The sequence below is a fragment of the Wolbachia endosymbiont of Phyllotreta cruciferae genome (assembly GCF_918697765.1).
GTDB lineage: Bacteria > Pseudomonadota > Alphaproteobacteria > Rickettsiales > Anaplasmataceae > Wolbachia > Wolbachia pipientis.
Genome location: NZ_OU953855.1, coordinates 1755987 through 1777999 on the forward strand (window position 1 = coordinate 1755987; position 22013 = coordinate 1777999).

A 22013-nucleotide genomic window follows, 5' to 3' on the forward strand; every position below is an offset into this window, starting at 1 on the left:
AGATTTTAAGTCTTTTAAGAAGTGTTTTTCCCAGCACAACCTATTCACTTATTATTATAGAGGCTCTAGAAAAATTATTCTCCAGCTCGCTTTTTAAGTTTTTATATTCAGTAGTGTTTAACTCTTCATTGGTAATAAAGCTTTTCTGTATAGCTACTATATCATTTAATTCTGTGCTGCCATTTTGATGTTTACATGACCTATTTACATATAACCATGGAGAATTTATTTCAAAATTCAATTCTGCACAGTTTTTAATCGCAATGTCTTTTATTACCGTATGCGTTTCACGAGTATGAGGAGTACCTATAAAAATGTCTGACACTTGGTCAGAAACTGTATTTACGACACCATTAAGCAAATTATTTTCTAAAGTTAAAACAAGTCCTAGGTTCGTCCTAAAAACTTTATTTTTTTGTTGTAATTCATACTTAATTGTAAGATCCTCTACATTACGCGAAGTAAGATCAGGCAATTCTAAGAATTTCTTTTCTTTTTCATTAAGATATACCCCACTAATTATATAAAAAACAGAATCTCTTAACTGCTCGTTTGAGTAATATAATCCAGCACTTGCTAAGCTCATAGCTGACTCCCCTTGCATAGTAAGCTGACCACGTTCGTTTACAACATTATCTTGTATAGTTAATTCACTATGGGATATAATTTTTGAATTTTCAGCTTGTACAGCAGGAATTTTTGTGTAGCTAACTTCTTTAGAATCCAATACTAAAGCAACTTTGTCAGCAACATCTGGAAAAATACCTTGTGCCATACTAACCTTATTAGTCGGATCAATCCAATATATTTTTCCACCTTTATTTGTTACTCTGAGCATCGTATGATTAAAATTACCCAGATTAGGTAATGCTTCGGAATTAGGAATGCTAGTAATTCCTCTCATAACTAGAGTAGGTTGAACTCTGTAACCAAGTTTTTGTAAAATAGCAGCCGTACTAACAGAAAAATCCTTACAATCTCCAGTTTGATAATCAGCAATTTTCTCTAAATCTCTTGGAAAAAATCGTCCTGACACTGTACGCCAATCTCCCGTGTATTGAATTTTCTCATTCAACAAAGAAGTAACAACGTTAATTTTCTCTTCATCAGTACTCTCATTGGCAGCAGATTCTGCTATGGCCGTAAAAATTGTAGGAAGTGGCTGAGTAATGACGTTATAATATCCAGGAGCTAATTTTTTTGCTAAATCCTCCCATTTAGATAGGCTTGACAGTGATACCCAAGTATTGTGCTTAAAATTCAATATTCCATTATGTGGCTCATTTATCAAACCTTCATAAATTGCCTTTTTTAAAGTAATGCTTATAGAATGTACACCATTCTTTTTCTCCTCAGCGATCTTTAATACGTTTCTTGGATCATTCACTCTAATCTCTAGAGGCAACTCAGAATTGATTTTAGTATTCTCTGCTTGAAAATACCGCCCATAATAAGAAAAGTGCAAACCATAAAAATTATCAATAGGAACTTTTTTATGAATTTGTTTATATTTTAGATATACTTCTGCACCAATTGTCATTTTAGGAAATGATATGGTTACTTGCCTTAGCTGATCGAAACCTTGAGGACTAGCCAACGCCTTGTCCTCTATCATGTTTTTAGCGACTACGTATTCCCTCCCATTGTAAGCTGTTTTAGCTTCTAAAATAGTGAGGTCTGCACTATCACCATTATAAATAAGACTGTATGGGGAGAATGCACTACGCCCAGATTCCTTGAGTACTTTTGCTTGGAGTTCTGATTCTAATTCATAAGTACCATCCCCATTAATATTAATGGTACTATTAGAAATTTTGATCTCAATGGGAGCATCTTCATACTTAGTCCACCTTGCTTCAACTGGAGGAGTTATAAAAAACACTAACAATGTTAAGTTAAAAAGAGTTTTTAAAAATTTCATTATGACACTCATATAGAATATTTAAAATTATCGGCATATTGACTGAAAAATTGTTTTATTACACCCACACGACGCGACCATACACTGCAATAAACTCAGCAAATGGGAAAAAGAGAAGCTTACTTCCTAGAATGGCTATTTCCTTTTTTTTACCAATATTTATCGCCGCGTTTGTTAGCATTATACATGGCAGTTATAAGATAATCAACTACCAAAATGTTTCACCACCCTCATCACCAAGTCTTCTGATGAGCTTTTCAGTAATGTGCTTGAGTTTCACTGTGCGTAAAGTTTGTACTTGCAGCAAAATTGGCTATAAAATACACTTGATATAAATGTTTTTATATATTAACATTAGATGCTTCTTTTAATATACAGATAAATGTGTACTAAAAGTTTTATGTTGTAGGTTTTTAAATAAATTGTATGTCTAGAATATCGTTTTTATTAATTTTAATAATAGCAATAGCAAGCTTGCCGATAATAAACAATTGGCTTTCACACCGCGGTCAAACCCTAACCGATGACCAAATAAGTACGAGATTAGATGATTATATCAGTAGAAATTTTGATAAGATCGTAAGAACTCTCAAAGAGGAGTCGATTAAAAGTAGTTACGCTGCTCGAGATAATGTAACCAAAAGTAAAATTTCACAATACAAGGATCAAATATTTGACCTTACTTATCCTTACTCCGGAAATGAAAATAGTAGTGTTATAGCTGTAGGCTTCCTTGACTATTCTTGTGGACATTGCAAAGCTATAAAGAATGATATAAAGCAGTTAATTAACGACGGCAAAATTAAGTATATCTTTAGGGATGCTCCAATACTTGGTAACGCTTCTTTAAAGGCAGCAAAAAGTGCTTTAGCTGTCTATTTTCTCGATAAAGAAAAATATTTCGATTTTCACCATGCTGCTTTAAGTCACAAAGGAGAATTTTCAGACAAAAGCATATTGGATATAGTGAAAAACATAGGGATTGATGAGGACGATTTTAATGATTCCATAAAAGATAACGCGGACAAAATTGAGCAAATGATAAACAACAGTAGGCTTCTAGTAAGAGATTTGGGAGTAGGTGGTACACCTTTTTTAATAATTGGAGATAGCCTGTTTGTAGGAGCAACTGATTTGAATGTATTACGCAAAAAAGTAGATGAATTAAGTCACAAGCAAGGCTAGTTACAGTTTGCCATAAAATTTTATTTTTTTGCTTGACAACTCAAATGAACCTGAGTATAGTAGCTGTGGGTGTGACAGCAGTTTAACTCAGTAGTCTCATCCACTTTCCATAGCGTCATTTACTATGTGAAACGCTTTCAAATTACAACATTTTCTTCAACCAAACTATTTTACTTTCACAGGAGGGTATATGTCATTCACAGAAATTAGATTTCCAGAAAATATATCTCATGGTTCCACTGGAGGACCGGAATTTTCTACTGACGTTGTAACAACTCACAATGGTTGTGAACAGCGCAACATCAATTGGTCTCATGCACGCACTAGATACAACATAGCTTACGGGGTCAGATCAAACGAGCAGCTACTAGAACTAATAACATTTTTTCATGCACGAAAAGGTAAAGCAATAGGGTTTCGTTTTAAGGATTGGTCGGATTTTATAGCCATCAACCAAGAGATTGGTATAGGAGATAACAAAAAAACGACTTTTCAGCTAATCAAAACTTATGTAAGTGGGGAAGATAAGCATATACGTATGATCAAAAAGCCAGTACATGGGACAGTAAAGATTTATTTAAATGGTAAAGAAGAGAGTGAATATTCAGTAAATTATTCAACGGGAGAAATAACATTCATGAAACCGCCAGTAAAAGATGCGATAATCACTGCGAGCTTCGAATTTGATGTGCCCGTATGCTCAATGGCGTCAACTTAAGGAAAAATATCAGCGATAGTGTATAAAATTTCTCTCTAAAACTTTTACCATTAAATTATCCAGAAGCCGCAGGAAACAGCACTTTTGTTTCTATTTTATTTCAACAAAGAAGTTTAAAATGTGTCCTTTTTAGGTGAAACATGCGTGCGCCAAGCAAAGTGCGTAAAGTCCAGTTGGTGAAAATCCAACCCAGGCAAAGCCTAGCCAGCAGGCTGGAACAAACCACTATGCTGCGTAAGGTAACGAGCGTAGTAAAGCTAGTGGAATGGACAACACAGGGTACAACGAAAGTGAAGGTATTGAGTCCCGAAATTCTCGATGTCATAGAGGTCGACACGTTGCATATAGTGGAAGACAGCAAGAAGGGTAACAATAGGGCAAGTTATCACTCACTCTATCGGGATCTGAGGCCGTATCACGTGTTGAGATGGAGTTTACGTAAACTTGGGAGATCCTTTGTATTCCTATTAAGGTACGTTGGAACAAGTCAACAAAGGCGAGTACTGACGGAAGATATAAAGGAAGTCGGACTGATTGATAGTACTCAGAGTGTGGGAAAGCCACATACAAGGGGAAGCGGTCAGCAATATAGTGACTGGTTTAGGAATTGCTATGCCAATACAACGGAGGTTGGAATAACGTGCAAAGAAAACTAAATCAGATAGCAGTAAGAGCCAGGCAAGATAAACGATTGAAATTTAATCGTTAATTCATCTGATAAACGCAGAGAATCTTGCTGAATGTTATAAAGAGCTAAAGCATAACAAAGCATGCGGTATAGACCAGGTGACAGTAGAAGCTTATGGAGAAAATCTTGAAGAGAAGCTCAACACTCTGGTGGATAGTATGAAAAGAAAGCGATATCAACCGCAACCAGTGAAAAGAGTATATATACCAAAAGCTGGAAGCAAAGAGAAACGCGGGCTTGGAGTACCGTCTACAGAAGATAAGTTAGTCCAGATAATGCTGAAGAAGATATTAGAAAATATTTATGAAGCTAACTTTCTGGATAACTCATATGGTTTTCGTCCTGGTAGAAGCTGTCATCAAGCGGTAAATGCACTAAATAAAGCAGTTATGTACAGACCAACTAACTATGTAGTAGAAGTTGATATCAAGAAATTCTTTGATAATGTCCAGCACAAATGGCTAATGAGATGCTTGAGAGAACGGATAACAGACCCAAACATACTGTGGTTAGTAAAACGATTTCTTAAGGCAGGAGTAGTCGAAGCAGGACATTATGAAGCAACTGAACTAGGCACACCTCAGGGGGGAATAGTAAGTCCTATACTAGCTAATATATACTTGCATTATGTGCTGGATTTGTGGTTTGAAAAGAAATTCAAGCTAAGATCTAAAGGTTATATGGAGCTAGTTAGGTATGCAGACGATCACCTGATTTGCTGCGAAAGAGAAAAAGATGCTAGAGAACTCTTAGAGTCACTGAAACAAAGGCTAGGAAAATTTGGACTGGAAATATCTGAAGACAAAACAAGAATAGTAAAGTTTGGCAAAAAGGAGTGGCAACAAGGAATAAGGGAGAAACGAAAAACGGAAAGTTTCAACTTTCTAGGATTCACCCATTATGGTACAAGGAGTCGTAAAGGTAGAGTAATGGTAGGTCATAAAACCTCGAAAGAAAATCTATCTAGAAAACTTAAAGAAATCAAAGAATGGGTGAAAAAGATTCGAAATAAAGTTCACCTTAAAGATTGGTGGTCAATACTTAAAGCAAAACTAACAGGACACTATAACTACTTCGGAGTTAGCGGAAATTACCGGTGGTTGAATAAATTCTTCTGGCGGGTAATCAAGCTAGCGTATAAATGGATAAACCGACGTAGTCAGAAGAAGAGTATGAATTCAAAGCAATTTATACACTATCTACAAGTTAATCCATTACCAAAACCAAGAATATGCTACTCATTATATACAAAATAGGAAATGCTGTGAATACTACATTGTGGAGCCGTGTGCGGGAAAGCTGCAAGCACGGTTCTGGTGGGGGAGTCATAGCGATAAAACTTAATCAGGAGGATTTAAAACTATGACTTCTACCAAACAAAAAGGAAAAATCTTATTCTACAAATTAAAAATATAATATACTCGAAAGCTTTTCAGAGAATCCATTGTGTTGAGTTTTACACGAACAAGAAAACTTCCTTTTACGACAGTATTTTCTATGATTTTAAAGTTAATTAAGAAAAGTTTAGGAATAGAATGCGAGCTTATGGATCCATTGACTTGTAAAGTTCCACCCTCAAAGCAAGCTTTTTCTAAAGCAAGATATAAGATTTGTCATACAGGTTTTAAAGAATTTAAGCATCCAAACAGCCTATCAAGATGAGCCTGAGTTGGAGAGGCTATAGGCTTATTGCAGCAGATGGTTCTGGTATTCGATTACCGAGCTCTGAAGAAATTGTATCCGAGTTTGGCCGTTTTAAACCAAATGGAACAACAGGTATAATGCCACCATTAGCAAGGGTTTCTTTGTTTGTTGATTTATGTACTTCGCTGATTTGCAGTGCTCGCCTTGCGGCTTGGAATGTGGGTGAGCAAACGTTAGCAGAAGAACAATTACCTGAAGTCGTTACTCAAATGCGTTCATTAAATCAAGATAGATTATTATTTATCTACGACCGTCTTCATTAAAATTCATTCAGCAGCATTATGAATTGAAAGTAGACTTTATTTTTCGCTTGCAAAAAAGAAATTATAGCAAGCTATGGGAACGAATTTCATCTGGTGAATTAGATTTTGATTTTGTGCTAGAAAATAAAACGAAAAGCCAAAAAGTAAGAGTAATAGTGCTGACATTAGCCAACGGAGAAACAGAGGTATTGGTTACTTCACTTTTTGATCGAGAAAAATTTACTTTGGAAGATATCAGCAAAGCTTATGTATTAAGGTGGCATATAGAGGAGTGCTATAAACGACTCAAAATAGGTGCAGAGTTAGAGAATTTTTCTGGCGTAAATTTAGAGGCTGTATTACAAGAATTTTGGGCAAACTTAGTCATGTGTAATATATTGTCGCTTCATATGTGTGATGCACAAGGGCCTTGGAATCCAGATCAAATTGCTGAGTATCGTTTAAATTTTTCGGTTTTATTTGGTGTAATGAGGCAGAAACTCTATCAGGTACTTATTGCACCAAAAAACTTTCAAGCCCTTTTTGATAGAGCAAGTATACGCGCTAAAGTTAAAATCTTACTATTACCCACAAATAAAAACATAGTATTGTATTTACTCAAATAATTTAATTTTATTAACCTGAAAGCTTATTAGATTAAAATTATTAAACTAAGAGTTATAATTTTAGCAACTAAAAGCTGTAAATTGCACCATATAAACAGTTATTTCAAGCAAAAGTTATGCCATTAAGAGCTATGCAACAAACATTTATATTTGTGGGTAATAGTAAGAGTTAAAATCCGACCGGGACGATTGTATAGCTGCGATAAGGTAGATAAGCCCAAACGCCATCATGTCTTTAGGAGAGTTTGCTAATGAAAGTTCTTAAGTTGACGCCATTGTCTGATCACTATGGAGCTTGTGATTTGCTAAAAGAAGTTGATTTTCAGCATGCCATAAAAGCACTATATGCAGATAGAGCATGTGATAGGCACAAGTTTTATAAGTTGTGTAACAAATATGATATAAAGACAAAAATTCCACCAATAAACAATGCGGCAGAACATCCAGAAATAGATTATATGTCTGACAGGAATGCTGCTATTAGGTTAATAAAATTATACGGTGAAGATGGCATGAAAGAATGGAAAAAAGAAGTAAATTATGGGAAAAGATCTTATATTGAAGGGTTTTTCTCAAGATTAAAGCAAATATTCGGATTTAGTTTTAGGAATAAATCTGAGATAAATCGAGAAAAAGAACTGCTAATCAAATGCTATTTGCTTAATAAATTCACTGATATTGGTATGGCTAAATTTGAGATAGTTACATGAATTTACCATAAATCACCATCTCATAAAGTGTGATGCAACAAAGCCCACTGGGATCCAGGAAAAAGAATGATGTCATGAAAGTAGCTTTCCATCCAAGAGAGTGTCATCCCAGTGTCACGCACTGGGATGACATCATCCTTTTTTTGGGATTCCAGCGTCACGCGCTGGAATGACACCTCTCTTGGGCTCTCTTAGCTATAAATATTAAGGAATTTACCAAACGAAAAAAAAGGCAAAAGAAGCCCCGTGGTTGGCTAATTACTTACATTATACTTTCAAGTATGGCGCTTTTTTATTCTAAACGCTTAATAACCGCGATTTAGTTGCTTTTAAGCCGCAACTAATCTAAATTATAAACATTAAGAAATTTACTAAACAGAAAAAAAGGCAAAAGAAACCCTAGGGTAGCTAGTTATTCACTATCCATTTTTTAAATCGGCGTTTTTTGATGTTTTAAATGCTTTATAAGCGCATTTCAGCTTATATTAGGTAAAAACCTAGAAATTTTATAAAGACATAAGGTGCACATAGTGCAAAAAATTAAACATGGGACGCCAGATACGTGAGTTTTTTTGTCATTTAATCTGTACAGAGAAGATAAATAAATAGCTTCAGTTTCATGATAAGGGGACTGGCAAGGCTTGTCAAGCAAGTTTCTATATAATATTTTCTAAAATAAATAGACTTCTCGCATCCAATTTTGGCAGCGCGCGACACACAACTGCAATGACAAGGTGTCGCAAGATAAACATCATATTCACACGAAATACTTGACTTCACGTGTACTAAGAAGCATTTTATATATGTTGTGTGCCCGTAGCTCAGCTGGATAGAGCAACAGCCTTCTAAGCTGTGGGTCGTAGGTTCGAATCCCACCGGGCACACTCTTCTATCAATACTTTCTATAAATCTTCAAGTACTCTGGCACTACATTTTCAATTGCTAATGGTCGAACCTTCATTGTTTCAAGGTCAGCTGACCTTTCGATTGAACTATTCATCATAACTTTCACCTGATCTTGAGTAAGCACAGGGTTCGTATCTCCGGTTATTGGTTTTAACAGCATAGAAATAATTTTATTTTCTAAAAAGAAAGCTATTAACTTTGCCATTGGAAAAGATACATTGATCAACAAACACTTTCTGTTAGTAACATTCAGAATAAACTTCAATAAGCTTTTGAAAGAGTAAACCTTTGGTCCACCCATGTTATAAATTTTCTTGTCTTGCTTATTAAAACTGATAATACGATATACCACTTCAGCTAAGTCTGTTACACATATTGGCTGAAATTTAGTTGTTCCATTGCCAATTAGTGGTAAGAAAGGAAGAATAGTTGCTAATCTTGCAAATTTATTAAAGAAGTTGTCTTCTTTACCAAATACAAGGCTTGGCCTAATTATTATTGCTTTTTGAAATGCTGAAGTTACAGCTTTTTCACCTTCCAATTTACTTTTGGCATATTTTGACAACTTGCTATTTTCTATTCCCATAGCAGAAAAATGTATCATCATAGGTACATTTTTCATTTTTGCAGCTTTTGCTATCCTTTCAGCTATTTTAACGTGAACAGCGTAAAAATCGTGCTTTTTTGCTTCATATAATATTCCCACTAAGTTTATAGCTACATCACATTCTTCCATACCCTCCAGAACTGATTTTTCATCAAAAAAATCGCCTTTAAATATTGATATTTGTCCTAAATTGCCACACAATTTTAAACAAGCAGCTTTTTCCTGATTACGAGTGAATATCTTTATTAAATATCCTTCTGCTGCCAAGCGTCTTACGATGTGTTTCCCTATAAACCCCGTTCCACCAAAAATAATTACACGTTTTGTCACAATTAAAGTTCCTAATAATTTGTTACTGTAAATTAATACAATGATTTCGCTTAATATTTTATTACGAATTCCCGTACAATAAGATCCATTTTCATTCCTCGTGAGCCTTTAACTAGAATTGCATCATTATTCTGAATAATGTTAGCTAAATCACTTTTCAATTGATTAGAATCACTAAAATGCGTGCCTCTTATATTATCTGGCAAAAGCTCATGCAATTCTAACATAAATTTACCAACTGTATAAACTTTATCTATATTATTTTCTGTGATAATCTTAACCAAATCTGTATGAAACTCTATGCTTTCATCACCAAGTTCCAACATATCACCAAGCAAAGCTACTTTTCTCTGATTAGAATATGTACTCAAAGTTTTTATCGCAGTTTTCATCGAAGCAGGGCTGGCGTTATAGGAGTCATCAATTAAATGTATATATTTTCTATTGTATTTGACCTTATGAATATTGCCTCTACCTTTCGCTACACTAAAATTCTTAAGTGCAAGTGGTAATTTTGATAAATCAAGTCCGAGGCTTTGCACAACTGCTGCAACAGCAAGTAGCGAATAAGCAAAATGCTCACCTTGTACACGTAAATTACAGTTTATAATTTGATTATCACTCAGCCTGATTTTTAAACTTAATCTATTAGCAACTCGGTTTGATGTCATTCCAGCGCGTGACGCTGGAATCCAGTCTTTATTATACAACCGTCTGATATGCTCATTTGCAATTGAACTTCCTGGATCCAAGTAGTCAAGCACTGGGATGACAGAAGATAGTGCTGAAATGACAGAAGATTCATCGTTTCTTATTAAGTTTAGTAAACAAACTTCAGCATTTTTATCTTTACCGAAGCTTATTACATTTCTATTGGCGTGTGATGAGAGATAATCATAATATTTATTATCTCTGCTTAAAACCAAAGTACCGTTATTTTTCATACCATACAGAATTTCTAACTTCGCTTGTGCAACGTCAAATAGTGATGAAAAATTTTCAACATGTGCAGGTTCGATGTTGGTAATAACTGCAATATTTGGATTACTAATCTTTGATAATTCTTTTATTTCACCAGCTTTATTCATTCCCATTTCAAGGATTAAGTACTGGCAGTTCTTTGGAGCTTTTAGAATTGTCAAAGGCAACCCTATATTATTATTTAAGTTACCTTCGTTTGCATGGGACACTCCATATTGCGATAAAACAGTGTGTAGCATATCCTTTGTAGTGGTTTTTCCGACACTGCCTGTAACTGCAATAACTTTAGCATCAATAAGAACATTTCTAATGTAATATGATGCCATATCGTGCAAAGCTTTCAGGGTATCTTGTACAATAATGAGAGGGAAACTTTTATATTTACCCTCACTCACTATTGCAGCGATAGCCCCTTTTAAAAACGCTTCATGCAAAAAATTATGGCCATCAAAATTCTTTCCCTTGAGTGCAATAAATAAATCACCTTTTTTTATGCTTCTTGTGTCCGTTGAAATATTTGAGCTATGTATCCAATTATAACCATTTACGTCTCTTCCGCCAGTTGCATCAATGATATTATTTGTGTTCCATTTACACATAATTTAGAGTATTCTTTATAATAAATTGAACAATAAAAGTAGCGAAAATACTACATGTTTTAGACAATGTACAAATAATGGTTGCAATCCCTATAATTCTATCTTATAATGGATATAGAAGTTTAAATTTTTTCGTCTATAATTAAAATGTATTTAGTTATAGAAAGTACCTTGGAGGTATGTATGCCAAAAAACGACCAAAATGAAGAATCTACTTCTATACTAGCTAAAGTAGGAAGTTTTCTAGGTAGAGGTGTAAAGGCTACAGGTCGGGTGCTTGCTCTTGTGCCTAAAGCACTTATTTACCCTATAAAGAAGCCGTTTGCTTCAATGGGTGAAATGAAACATGATGCCACAGTTTCGTTAAAGGAAGCTGTTGGTATAGATGTACCTGAAGAAGAAGAGGAATATGACCCACCCATAGAAACCACACAAGCTAGTAAAAATCTTGGTGTAGAAATAAAAAAACAAGAGAAAGGAAAGGTAAGTTTTTTAGCATCAAGAACTCTGACAGGGGATATACCTTATTTGAGCCCAGAGCAATTAGATAAAATAAAAAAAGATTTACCGAATGTAACTATTTTTAGAGAAGAAAACAAAATTGTAATTGAAGTTGATGTTAAAAAAATAATTGAATACATTAAAACTGACTCTAAAAATAAAGGAAAGAGTCCAGGGGAGATAAAAAAGCTTGCTCTTCAAGGAATTGCTGATAGCATTAATGGCGACCTTAAGAAGCTGGCAGGAATTACTGGTGGAGAATTTAAAATTCATACAGACTTAAAATTGCTGAATGGTATTGCAGAAAAATTGTATAAGGAATATGACAATCAAAAGCAGTCATCAGACAAAGTTGTGAAGTCTGATGTTGGTCAGCCTTCAGAAACTATAGCTTCAGGTGAGAAAAAATGGGCGCAAGAAGCTATAAAAGCAGGTAAGTCGCAAAGTTGTGGAATGCAAAAATAAGTTATAGGGGAGTATTATGAGTGAAGCTAAAAAAATAGAGGAAAGACATCATAGTCTAACTGTTCCTGGGGATATGTATCACTTACAACCAGGAGTTATTACTGGAAAAAGGGTAAGTGGAATAGAACCCTTTTTGAAAGAACAGCAGGACATGGTAAAAGTAAGGGAACTTGTAAGCTCTTTAAATCTTGAAGATGCTTCTGGTGAAGCGATAAAACCACTATCTACACCTAATGTAGAGAAAAACGAAGAAAGAGGGAAAGGTCGCTCTTAAAATATGAGCAATGAAGTTTATGATAGCGATAACATCTTTGCTCAAATATTAAGAGGTGAGTTACCTTGTGAGAAGGTACATGAAAATGAAAATGTACTAGCTTTTCATGATAAGTACCCTGACGCACCAGTTCATATTTTAGTTATATCAAAAAATCAATATATTTCATATGATGATTTCATTCTAAAAGCTCCTGAAGAGGAAATAGCGGATTTCTTCAAAACTGTAAGAGAGATAGCACACAAATATAATCTAGAAAAAACAGGATATAGATTAGTCACTAACTACGGTGAAAATGGAGAGCAGGTTGTACCACACTTTCACGTGCATATTTTAGGTGGTAAAAAGTTAGGAAAGCATGTAAACTCATAGTGTTATATGTTTTGTTAAATGAGCGAATATTTAACCATAGTAATCTTTATCTGCGTATCAATTGTAGTATCTTTTGCTTTAGGTATATTGCCTATGTTTCTTGCAGTGAGTAAGCCAGATGGTGAAAAGCTTTCCACATATGAGTGTGGCTTCAATCCACTATCCAGTGCAAGAAAAAATTTTGACATTAAATTTTATCTAGTTTCAATATTATTTATAATATTTGACTTAGAAATTGCTTTTCTTTTTCCTTGGGCTGTTTCTTTATCTAAGATAAGCTATGGTGGATTTTGGTCTATGATGGTATTTCTTGCAATACTCACTATAGGTTTTATCTATGAATGGTGTAAAGGTGCATTAGAGTGGGAGTAGTTTATGACAAATCAAATTCTATCTAATGATGACTGGGGTCGTTATAAAAAAGAAGGGTTTCTTGTCACTAAATTTGGTGATTTAACAGATTATGTAATGAATTGGGCAAGGTCTGGTTCATTGTGGCCAATGACATTTGGTCTTGCATGTTGCGCAGTTGAGATGATGCATACTGCATCCAGCCGTTATGATCTTGATAGATATGGTATAATGTTTCGTGCAAGCCCACGTCAATCAGATGTGATGATTGTTGCTGGCACACTAACTAATAAAATGGCAGCAGCATTGCGCAAGGTTTATGATCAAATGGCAGACCCGAAGTATGTTATTTCCATGGGAAGTTGTGCAAATGGTGGTGGTTATTACCATTACTCTTATTCAGTAGTCCGAGGCTGTGATAGAATTGTGCCAGTTGACGTGTATGTCCCTGGATGCCCACCAACCGCTGAGGCGTTGCTATATGGAATGCTATGCCTACAAAACAAAATAAAACGGACTCGGAATGGATAAAACTGCAAAGTATATACAAAAAAAGACCAAATGCGAGTGCATTCAAAAAGATGATGGCATTATTGTAATATATTCAACTTTAGATGAAATTGAAAAGCACCTATTCTTTCTACGTGATGATGAAAAGTGTAGGTTTGAACTATTAGTTGATATTTTTGGGGTTGACTATCCAAATAGAGAGAAGCGCTTCGAGCTAATATACAATCTGCTCAGCATTGTGCATAATATTAGAGTACACATAAAGCTTCAGTTATGTGAAAGCGACATGCCTCCAAGTGTAGCGAAGATATTTAGTACGGCTTTGTGGTTTGAGCGTGAAGTGTTTGATATGTATGGAATAGAGTTTTCTGATCACCCTGATTTGCGTAGGATTCTAACAGACTATGGATTCAAAGGTCATCCAATGTTAAAAGATTTCCCTCTCACTGGTTATGAGGAAGTAAGATATGATATAGAGACAAAAAAGGTTGTGTATAATCCTATAGATTTACCGCAAGATTTTCGTATGTTTGATAGCTTATCGCCTTGGGAAGGTAAAACCATAAAAGTAAATACAAAGGAGTAGAAAATGACAGTACAAAGAAAAAAAATATCTTTAATCGGTGCAGGAAATATCGGTGGAACTCTCACCCATATGATTGCACTAAGGGAACTCGGTGATGTTGTTTTACTTGATATTAGTGATGGAATACCACAAGGTAAAGCACTCGACATAGCAGAATCATCCCCTATTGATGGATTTAATGTCAATATTACTGGCACAAATAGGTATGAAGATATAAAAAACTCCGATGCAATTATAATAACCGCTGGCATCGCTAGAAAACCTGGAATGAGCAGGGATGACCTCCTGCAAACCAATGCTAAAGTAATGAAGGAGGTTGGCGAAAATATTAAAAAATATTCTCCAAACGCGTTTGTAATAGTGGTTACCAACCCTTTGGATGCCATGGTTTCAGTGGTGCATAAATTTTCAAACCTTCCAACTAATATGATTGTTGGCATGGCAGGAGTGCTTGATTCTTCCCGTTTTCGTTACTTTCTTGCAAGTGAGTTAAATATCTCAGTTGAAGATATATCTGCTTTTGTGCTTGGAGGACATGGCGACACTATGGTACCACTAATCAATTGTGCTTCAGTTGCTGGAATTCCACTTACTCAAATTATCGATATGGGTCTTATCACACAGAAAAAAGTCGATGAAATAGTTGAACGCACTCGCAATGGCGGTAAAGAAATAGTTGATCTGCTTAAGTCTGGATCTGCATACTACGCTCCTGCATCTTCAGCTATATGCATGTTAGAATCATATTTAAAAGATAAGAGGCGCATATTACCATGTGCTGCTTACCTTAATGGTGAATATGGTGTAGAAGATTTGTTTATTGGTGTTCCTGTAATTATTGGAAAAAACGGAATTGAAAAGATCCTAGAAGTTAAAATGAATGATAGTGAACAAGAAATGTTTAATAAGTCTGTAAACTCGGTGAGAGAGCTGGTGAAATCTTTAGGTTCATAAGCAAATTAATGGTTTTATAGAGCCTCTTTATAGCTCAAACAGCCTAAAAAAGTTGCTTGTGGTTACCTTCGCTACTTGTTCTGGTGACTCATTCCACAACTCTGCCAAACAATCAACAACGTATTTCACCATTGCTGGTTCATTCTTTTTTCCCCTATAAGGCTCAGGTGATAGATATGGTGCATCAGTTTCGACTAAAACACGCTCGCGTGGTACATTTTGTGCAATTTCTCTGAGTAAGCTCGCATTTTTAAAAGTAATAATTCCAGAAAATGAAATATATAACCCCAAATCTATAGATTGATAAGCAAGTTCTTTAGAGGAAGCAAAGCAGTGCATTACTCCACTAAAAGCACCGGCTTTCATTTCTGACCTTAACATATCGATCATCTCATTATCAGCGCTTCTTGTGTGAATAACTAAAGGTAGTCCAGTTATTCTTGACGCTTCTATATGTAATGCAAAACTTTTTTTCTGATTGTCTTTGTTGTCAGATTTATAAAAATCTAACCCGGTTTCACCGATACTAATTACCTTTTGGTTCTTGGTAAATTCAACTAATTCATCAACATGTATACACTCACCGTTTTCTATAGCAGCATCAAGCGGATGTATACCAACAGAGGAGTAGACCTGATCATAGGATGAAGAAATTTTTAATAACTTAGGAACATCGTCAATGCTTACGCATATGTTATGCAAAACCTTTACACCATTTTGCTCTGCCCTTGAAATTACTTTTGGTATTTCATCGTCAGAAAAATAAATCAAGTGGCAATGAGAATCTACTATCATGAGCTTATTGTTGAGGCTTTTATTATAGAAGAAAACTCTTCTATCACTGTTTTATAAACTTCTTTTTTAAATGATATAGCACTGGCTACTAAACTATCTATACCTTGCCAACGCCACTCTTTGAACTCTGGATGACCAGTATAATTAATATCAATGTCCTCATCCTCTCCGCAAAACTTCATTAAGAACCACCTTTGCTTTTGACCAGAATATTTTCCATTCCAGCATATTGATATAACTTCTTCAGGCAAGTTGTAGTATATCCAATCCTTGCTTTTAGTTATAACCTTTACTTTATTAGTACCAACCTCCTCTAGCAACTCACGTAACGCTGCTTGTTCCAGTTCCTCACCATCATCAACACCTCCTTGTGGCATCTGCCAGTAAGAATCGCTATCAAAGCGTTTTCCAATAAAGGCATGTCCTTGTCTGTTAAATAGCATTATGCCAACACAAGGACGGTACTTATCTTTCTGCTCAACCACGAGTACGCTCTGTTTTTAAATGATTTGTTACAGAAGTTTTAATTAATTTTCCATTTTTTTCTTTCTTCATCTCTTCAACAATTTTCTTTGCAACTTCCTTTGCACTCAAGTTCGAGTTATCAATTTCAAGCGAACCCTCAGGTATAAATAGCCTTTTCCCTTCAATTTTCTTTATAGCAAAATCCGGATCAGTAATTTTATTTTCCTGATATCTCTCTTCTGATTGGACACGTCTTACTAGTTTTTCATTATTACAATGTAATACTACAGAAAAAATTTCCATGTCCATTTTTTTACTTAAATTTACCACTGAGTTATATAATCTTTGGTCATAGGGATCACCCTCTATCAATTCATTTGTAAATATATAATGTTTTGATTTTACATAGTGTTTTTCCAGTATTGCTAATACATTTTCCCTAACTGCAAAAATTTTTTCCCATAGGTCATCTGGAACTTCAGCGTTTTGTAATTTAACAATATCAAATATAATATTATTGAATAGATTATTGCTTACTATTACTGCACCAATGATTTTACACAGTTCCTTTGCAGTAGTAAACTTACCACTGCCTGGAAAGCCGATTAAGTAGATGAGAGTCTTGCCCATGATGAATACTAGTAAAAAGCTATTTTCAATTATATAAAAAGTATATACATTGTACATGCTAAAAACATGATGATAAAATAGATGCAGGTAATACCTTTAACAAGTAGTTGCGTTGAAAATAGTTCATATTTAGAAATTTTGAGTATATAATTATAAATGAATCATATAACCTGTAAACAATGCTTAGCGATATGAAATCGATAAGAAGTACAATTGAAGAGATAATAGATCAAAATAAAGGTCATGATATAGTAACTTTTGATGTGCAGAATAAAACCGTTATTGCAAAATATATGATTATTGCATCTGGTGATTCAAGCCGTCACGTTAAAGCTTTAGCTGAGCACGTAATAAAAAGCCTCAAGCCACATGATAAAATAGATGTAGAAGGTATGGATGAAGGCAATTGGGTGGTTTTGAATTTTCAAGGCATAATGGTTCACATATTCAGGCCGGAAGTAAGGGAGTATTATAAAATAGAAGAGTTATGGAATTGATTATCCAGATAGCTGGTACAAAATTGCACAAACGTTGTAATTTTGAAGGCAACTCCTGCACAGGTAGTGGTGTCATGAAAGTAGCTGACACTGGAATGGCTTTGTTGCATCACACTTTATGAGATGGTGATTTATGGTAAATTCATGTAACTATCTCAAATTTAGCCATACCAATATCAGTGAATTTATTAAGCAAATAGCATTTGATTAGCAGTTCTTTTTCTCGATTTATCTCAGATTTATTCCTAAAACTAAATCCGAATATTTGCTTTAATCTTGAGAAAAACCCTTCAATATAAGATCTTTTCCCATAATTTACTTCTTTTTTCCATTCTTTCATGCCATCTTCACCGTATAATTTTATTAACCTAATAGCAGCATTCCTGTCAGACATATAATCTACTTCTGGATGTGTAAAAGACAAGACTTAATCTGACAGACAAGAATTAACTGACAGAAGAATTGAGGTAGTCAAAACTAATATCAGTCTCTTGTGTAATGCTACTAATATTTTTCTGAAAAGCAACATGTTTGCTATCAAGAAAAGTCTGCATAGGCGTCTTACCATAGCAATATTTACCTGAATGCGGTCTTGTTTCATTGTAAGAACGCAACCAATAATCAACATCAATCTGTAGACCTTCCAAAGAATTGTAGATTTTCTTTCTGAAGATAATATTGTAACACTCATCTTGCATAGTTCTATGAAACCTTTCACATATGCCATTAGTCTGTGGAGAATTGGCTTTGGTCCTAGAATGATCGATATTTTCGATTCCCAAATAAAGCTGATAAGCGTGATTTTCAGGCTTACCACAATACTCTGTTCCTCGGTCTGTAAGGATACGCAATAATGGCACATTTTGCTCATCAAAAAATGGTATCACTCTATCATTCAGCAAGTCAGCAGCAGTAATAGCCGTTTTGTCTGTATAAAGCTTGGCAAATGCTACTCGAGAATAAGTATCAATGAAGGTCTGCTGGTAGATTCTTCCTATACCTTTTATATTACCTACATAATAGGTATCTTGAGAACCCAAATAACCTGAATGTTCGGTGTCAATTTCACCATGTGCTTCTCTTTGTTCTTTAACTTTTTCTAAAGCTGCAAGTTGCTCTTCGGTTAATATAATTCCATCTTGAGCTACTTTTGCTTCCAGTGCTTTAAGTCTTTTCTTGAAAGTTTCAAGATCATTTCTCAGCCATATAGATCTCACTCCTCCCTGAGAAATTATTATACCTCTTTTTCTCAGTTCATTTGCAGCTCTTTCTTGCCCATATGCTGGAAATTCTGTTGCTATACCAATCGCTGCTCTTTCTATATCGTCGGAAACTCTATTCGCTAATAGAGGTTTTTTCTTACTTATCTCATGTAATGCTTCTTCTCCTCCATTTTCGTACAACTCTTTGAATCGATAAAATGTATCTCTTGAGTATCCCATCACTTTGCATGCTTGAGATACATTTCCTAGTTGTTTTGCTAGTTCTAATAACCCTAGCTTTGGTTTTAGTATTTTTGTTTGTATTGTACTCATTTCTAACACTCCTTTCTTTTATTATTTTATAACTTACTTTTTTAAAGTGTCAGATCAAGTCTTGTTTAATACAAATTATATTAACCGAAGAGCAACTTGCAGCTTTAGAAAAAGTTAAAGAACAAAGAGAAGCACATGGTGAAATTGACACCGAACATTCAGGTTATTTGGGTTCTCAAGATACCTATTATGTAGGTAATACTTACAGACCGAGGAACAGAGTATTGTGGTAAGCCTGAAAATCACGCTTATCAGCTTTATTTGGGAATCGAAAATATCGATCATTCTAGGACCAAAGCCAATTCTCCACAGACTAATGGCATATGTGAAAGGTTTCATAGAACTATGCAAGATGAGTGTTACAATATTATCTTCAGAAAGAAAATCTACAATTCTTTGGAAGGTCTACAGATTGATGTTGATTATTGGTTGCGTTCTTACAATGAAACAAGACCGCATTCAGGTAAATATTGCTATGGTAAGACGCCTATGCAGACTTTTCTTGATAGCAAACATGTTGCTTTTCAGAAAAATATTAGTAGCATTACACAAGAGACTGATATTAGTTTTGACTACCTCAATTCTTCTGTCAGTTAATTCTTGTCTGTCAGATTAAGTCTTGTCTTTTACATATTATCTCTCAGACAACCGGCCTTCCTCAAGCTGAGATTAAACGACTTCAGGAAGAAATCACCTAAAAGACTAATGATCAACGAAGAAATTGTAAGAGAGAGCTTAAAAAAAGTCGTAAAACAAGAAAGTGGTAAAACTCTTGGTATAATATCCTCAATCATTATTAAAGGTGGGGACGTTGGTTTTGCGCTTGAAGTTGCCGGTAACACGCAAGCAAATGAAGAATTAAGAAGAAATTGTGAGCAAGCTGTTAAAGCTATACCGGGGGTGACAAAAGTGACCGTGGTTGCTACTTGTCAAAAACAAACTGGGCAACAAAAAGCTAAATTACATATCGAAGGAGTGAAAAATATAATCGTTGTGGCCTCTGGTAAAGGCGGTGTGGGCAAGTCCACAGTTGCGCTTAATCTTGCTCTCTCATTAGCAAAGTTGAAACATAAAGTTGCGCTGGTTGATGCAGATATATATGGTCCTTCAATTCCTAAAATGCTTGGCGCTGAAAAATTAAAGCCAGAAATACAGGATAGTAAAGCAATGCCTATAGAAAAGTATGGACTGCATACTATTTCAATTGGCTATTTTATCGATAAAGATCGTGCAGCAATATGGCGCGGACCTATGATTACAAAAGCACTTTATAGTCTGCTAATGGGAACAAAATGGTCCGATATAGAGTATTTGATAATTGATACACCACCTGGAACTGGCGATGTGCATTTAAGTCTTATGGAAAATTTTAACTTAACTGGGGCGATAATAGTTTCAACTCCACAGGAGCTCTCTTTAATCGATGCTCGCAAAATTTATGATATGTTTACAAAGCTCAGCGTACCGGTTATTGGCATTGTAGAAAATATGAGTTATTTCATTCAAAGCGGCTCAAAAATATACATATTTGGAAAAGACGGTGCAAAAAAAATGTCTGAGGAGCTGGGCATCAAACTTCTAGGCAGAGTTCCTCTAGATCCACAAATATGCCATGCTTCTGATTGCGGAAATCCTTTAATGCTAAGTGAGGATTTGGCAGAGATTTATGAAGACATTGCTCAAAGTATAGTTAAATAATAGAATAAGCGTGAGAAACATGCGAATCAAAGTCCTCTTTTGTTAGTTACAAAATAGACTGCTTGCATAACCATTATTTACATGAAAAATTAGCAGCTTTTGTCATTCCAGCGCGTGACGCTGGAATGGCTTTGTTGCATCGCTATTTATGAAAGGCTAACTATAGTTAGGATTATAAGCAACCTATTGAAAATCTTGTTTTTTTGCAATCAATCTGATTAAATTTAAGAATAGTAATTTATTATTTATATTAATAAATTTAATTCTATTGAAAATAACTAAAGCATTGGAATTCTTGAATTTTAGCCGGATTAGTGAGTGGTAGTGAAATTTCTTTTACTCAAATTTAGGTATTCACTGACCGTTCTTGTTATAAATACCAGAATAATAAGCTACTGATATTCTCTACCTTTTTTATCTTTATCCATCATAGCTAGCGATGCAACAAAGCCATCCCAGTGTCAAGCACTGGGATGACAAGATATAAACCTTATCGTCATACCGCCACAAACCGTCATACCGCGATTCATTCGCGGTATCTCTAGATCCTGCTAACAAGTAGCGGGATGACGATTGTCGTTTAGCCATAAACATTAAGAAATTTACCAAATAAAAAAAAAGGCAAAAGAAGCCCTGGGGTTATTATCTGCTTTAAAATATTGGCGTTTTTTATGCTTTAAACGCTTGACAAGCAAGATTTAGCTGCTTTTAATTGCAACTAACCTACGCTGCAAATGTTTAAGAAATTTACTAAGCAGAAAAAAAGACAAAGAATCCCCGAGTTAGCTAGTCTTTTACTATCTCTGTCGAGTATTGGCATTTTTTGATGTCTTGTAACGCTTTATAAGCGCGTTCAGCTTATTTAGATAAAAATCTAGATGTAGATGAAGTTTTGTAAAGACATACAGTATCTATATACTGCAAAAAATTGAACATAAGACGCCGATACATTAAGTAATCCTTACCTTTTAATCTGCAGATTGGCGAAAGCAAATACAATAGCTTCAGTTTCATGACGTCCAGTACAATGTTGCAAATTAAAAATCTCTCCATCCTGTGCTGGTTCTTCGATTCTAAACGCCACTTCTACCTGGTCATAACCTTACTATTACCCACAAATATAAATGTTTGTTGCATAGCTCTTAATGGCATAACTTTTGCTT

At 34.9% G+C, this 22013-nt stretch carries 21 protein-coding genes, 1 tRNA gene and 4 pseudogenes; 17 read left to right on the forward strand and 9 right to left on the reverse strand.

The window, feature by feature from the left end; genetic code table 11:
• Nucleotides 1-40: 40 nt before the first annotated feature.
• Nucleotides 41-1921, reverse strand: coding sequence for a DUF3857 domain-containing protein (locus tag NL281_RS08165; protein WP_236514513.1), 1881 nt, complete (start codon nt 1919-1921; stop codon nt 41-43).
• 426 nt (nt 1922-2347) lie between these two features.
• On the opposite strand from NL281_RS08165, the gene NL281_RS08170 reads away from it, so the two are divergent.
• The 5 genes and pseudogenes from NL281_RS08170 to NL281_RS08190 all read left to right on the forward strand — a co-directional run.
• Nucleotides 2348-3106, forward strand: a complete 759-nt coding sequence (locus tag NL281_RS08170) for a DsbA family protein (protein ID WP_253303326.1) — start codon at nt 2348-2350, stop codon at nt 3104-3106.
• 190 nt (nt 3107-3296) lie between these two features.
• On the forward strand, nt 3297-3824 hold the full coding sequence (locus NL281_RS08175) for a TIGR02217 family protein (RefSeq protein WP_253303327.1): 528 nt from the start codon (nt 3297-3299) through the stop codon (nt 3822-3824).
• Nucleotides 3825-4610: 786 nt separating this feature from the next.
• Nucleotides 4611-5768, forward strand: coding sequence for a group II intron reverse transcriptase/maturase (ltrA, locus tag NL281_RS08180; RefSeq protein WP_253303141.1), 1158 nt, complete (start codon nt 4611-4613; stop codon nt 5766-5768).
• A gap of 138 nt (nt 5769-5906) precedes the next feature.
• Nucleotides 5907-7036, forward strand: a pseudogene (locus tag NL281_RS08185) (IS4 family transposase); the annotation flags it as partial.
• Nucleotides 7037-7362: 326 nt separating this feature from the next.
• Nucleotides 7363-7794: pseudogene (locus tag NL281_RS08190) on the forward strand (transposase); the annotation flags it as partial.
• Nucleotides 7795-7814: 20 nt separating this feature from the next.
• Here the strand turns inward: NL281_RS08190 and NL281_RS08195 are convergent.
• Nucleotides 7815-7955 carry a hypothetical protein gene (locus tag NL281_RS08195; protein WP_253303329.1) on the reverse strand — a complete coding sequence of 47 codons (141 nt, stop codon included), beginning with the start codon at nt 7953-7955 and terminating at the stop codon, nt 7815-7817.
• Nucleotides 7956-8604: 649 nt separating this feature from the next.
• Between NL281_RS08195 and NL281_RS08200 the strand changes: the two genes are divergently transcribed.
• A tRNA-Arg gene (locus NL281_RS08200) sits at nt 8605-8678 on the forward strand.
• 8 nt (nt 8679-8686) lie between these two features.
• Here NL281_RS08200 and NL281_RS08205 read toward each other — a convergent pair.
• A complete protein-coding gene (locus NL281_RS08205) occupies nt 8687-9637 on the reverse strand; it encodes a complex I NDUFA9 subunit family protein (RefSeq protein WP_253303330.1) in 951 nt (316 codons plus the stop codon).
• A 50-nt stretch (nt 9638-9687) separates the two neighbouring features.
• A complete protein-coding gene (locus NL281_RS08210; protein WP_253303331.1) occupies nt 9688-11217 on the reverse strand; it encodes a UDP-N-acetylmuramoyl-tripeptide--D-alanyl-D-alanine ligase in 1530 nt (509 codons plus the stop codon).
• A 183-nt stretch (nt 11218-11400) separates the two neighbouring features.
• Here NL281_RS08210 and NL281_RS08215 point away from each other — a divergent pair, with 183 nt between their 5' ends.
• Genes NL281_RS08215 through mdh form a run of 7 tightly spaced genes read left to right on the forward strand, consistent with a single transcriptional unit; the run spans nt 11401 to nt 15230 of the window.
• Entirely contained in the window at nt 11401-12183 is a 783-nt protein-coding gene (locus NL281_RS08215; RefSeq protein WP_253303332.1) for a hypothetical protein, read from the forward strand.
• A 16-nt stretch (nt 12184-12199) separates the two neighbouring features.
• Complete coding sequence (locus NL281_RS08220; protein WP_006279579.1) at nt 12200-12457, forward strand: hypothetical protein; 258 nt, start codon at nt 12200-12202, stop codon at nt 12455-12457.
• Between the two features lie 3 nt (nt 12458-12460).
• Entirely contained in the window at nt 12461-12829 is a 369-nt protein-coding gene (locus NL281_RS08225) for an HIT domain-containing protein (protein ID WP_010082356.1), read from the forward strand.
• A gap of 18 nt (nt 12830-12847) precedes the next feature.
• On the forward strand, nt 12848-13201 hold the full coding sequence (locus NL281_RS08230; protein WP_006279576.1) for an NADH-quinone oxidoreductase subunit A: 354 nt from the start codon (nt 12848-12850) through the stop codon (nt 13199-13201).
• Between the two features lie 3 nt (nt 13202-13204).
• A complete protein-coding gene (locus tag NL281_RS08235; RefSeq protein WP_006279574.1) occupies nt 13205-13711 on the forward strand; it encodes a NuoB/complex I 20 kDa subunit family protein in 507 nt (168 codons plus the stop codon).
• Nucleotides 13704-14276 (forward strand): NADH-quinone oxidoreductase subunit C, encoded by a 573-nt coding sequence (locus tag NL281_RS08240; protein ID WP_007548576.1) that lies wholly within the window; start codon nt 13704-13706, stop codon nt 14274-14276. The genes NL281_RS08235 and NL281_RS08240 overlap by 8 nt, the downstream gene beginning before the upstream one ends.
• Before the next feature lie 3 nt (nt 14277-14279).
• On the forward strand, nt 14280-15230 hold the full coding sequence (gene mdh, locus NL281_RS08245) for a malate dehydrogenase (RefSeq protein ID WP_253303333.1): 951 nt from the start codon (nt 14280-14282) through the stop codon (nt 15228-15230).
• Nucleotides 15231-15257: 27 nt separating this feature from the next.
• Here the strand turns inward: mdh and NL281_RS08250 are convergent, their stop codons facing one another.
• The 3 genes from NL281_RS08250 to NL281_RS08260 are packed head-to-tail and all read right to left on the reverse strand — an operon-like array spanning nt 15258 to nt 17120.
• Nucleotides 15258-16025, reverse strand: coding sequence for a TatD family hydrolase (locus tag NL281_RS08250; RefSeq protein WP_010082353.1), 768 nt, complete (start codon nt 16023-16025; stop codon nt 15258-15260).
• Nucleotides 16022-16510 carry an RNA pyrophosphohydrolase gene (locus tag NL281_RS08255; RefSeq protein WP_253303334.1) on the reverse strand — a complete coding sequence of 163 codons (489 nt, stop codon included), beginning with the start codon at nt 16508-16510 and terminating at the stop codon, nt 16022-16024. The genes NL281_RS08250 and NL281_RS08255 overlap by 4 nt, the downstream gene beginning before the upstream one ends.
• Complete coding sequence (locus NL281_RS08260) at nt 16503-17120, reverse strand: AAA family ATPase (protein ID WP_022626414.1); 618 nt, start codon at nt 17118-17120, stop codon at nt 16503-16505. The genes NL281_RS08255 and NL281_RS08260 overlap by 8 nt, the downstream gene beginning before the upstream one ends.
• A gap of 179 nt (nt 17121-17299) precedes the next feature.
• Here NL281_RS08260 and rsfS point away from each other — a divergent pair, with 179 nt between their 5' ends.
• Both rsfS and NL281_RS08550 read left to right on the forward strand, forming a co-directional pair.
• Nucleotides 17300-17617: a ribosome silencing factor gene (rsfS, locus tag NL281_RS08265; protein ID WP_015589391.1), complete on the forward strand. Its 318-nt coding sequence runs from the start codon at nt 17300-17302 to the stop codon at nt 17615-17617.
• A complete protein-coding gene (locus NL281_RS08550) occupies nt 17608-17739 on the forward strand; it encodes a hypothetical protein (protein WP_256469371.1) in 132 nt (43 codons plus the stop codon). Before rsfS ends, NL281_RS08550 begins: the two co-directional genes overlap by 10 nt.
• A 20-nt stretch (nt 17740-17759) precedes the next feature.
• On the opposite strand, the pseudogene NL281_RS08270 reads toward NL281_RS08550, so the two are convergent.
• Nucleotides 17760-18029: pseudogene (locus NL281_RS08270) on the reverse strand (IS5 family transposase); the annotation flags it as partial.
• 34 nt (nt 18030-18063) lie between these two features.
• On the reverse strand, nt 18064-19152 hold the full coding sequence (locus tag NL281_RS08275; RefSeq protein WP_253303703.1) for an IS481 family transposase: 1089 nt from the start codon (nt 19150-19152) through the stop codon (nt 18064-18066).
• A 74-nt stretch (nt 19153-19226) separates the two neighbouring features.
• On the opposite strand from NL281_RS08275, the pseudogene NL281_RS08280 reads away from it, so the two are divergent.
• Together NL281_RS08280 and NL281_RS08285 are read left to right on the forward strand one after the other, a co-directional pair.
• A pseudogene (locus NL281_RS08280) lies at nt 19227-19749 on the forward strand (integrase core domain-containing protein); the annotation flags it as partial.
• A 108-nt stretch (nt 19750-19857) separates the two neighbouring features.
• Nucleotides 19858-20850 (forward strand): Mrp/NBP35 family ATP-binding protein, encoded by a 993-nt coding sequence (locus NL281_RS08285; RefSeq protein ID WP_253303336.1) that lies wholly within the window; start codon nt 19858-19860, stop codon nt 20848-20850.
• Nucleotides 20851-22013: the final 1163 nt, after the last annotated feature.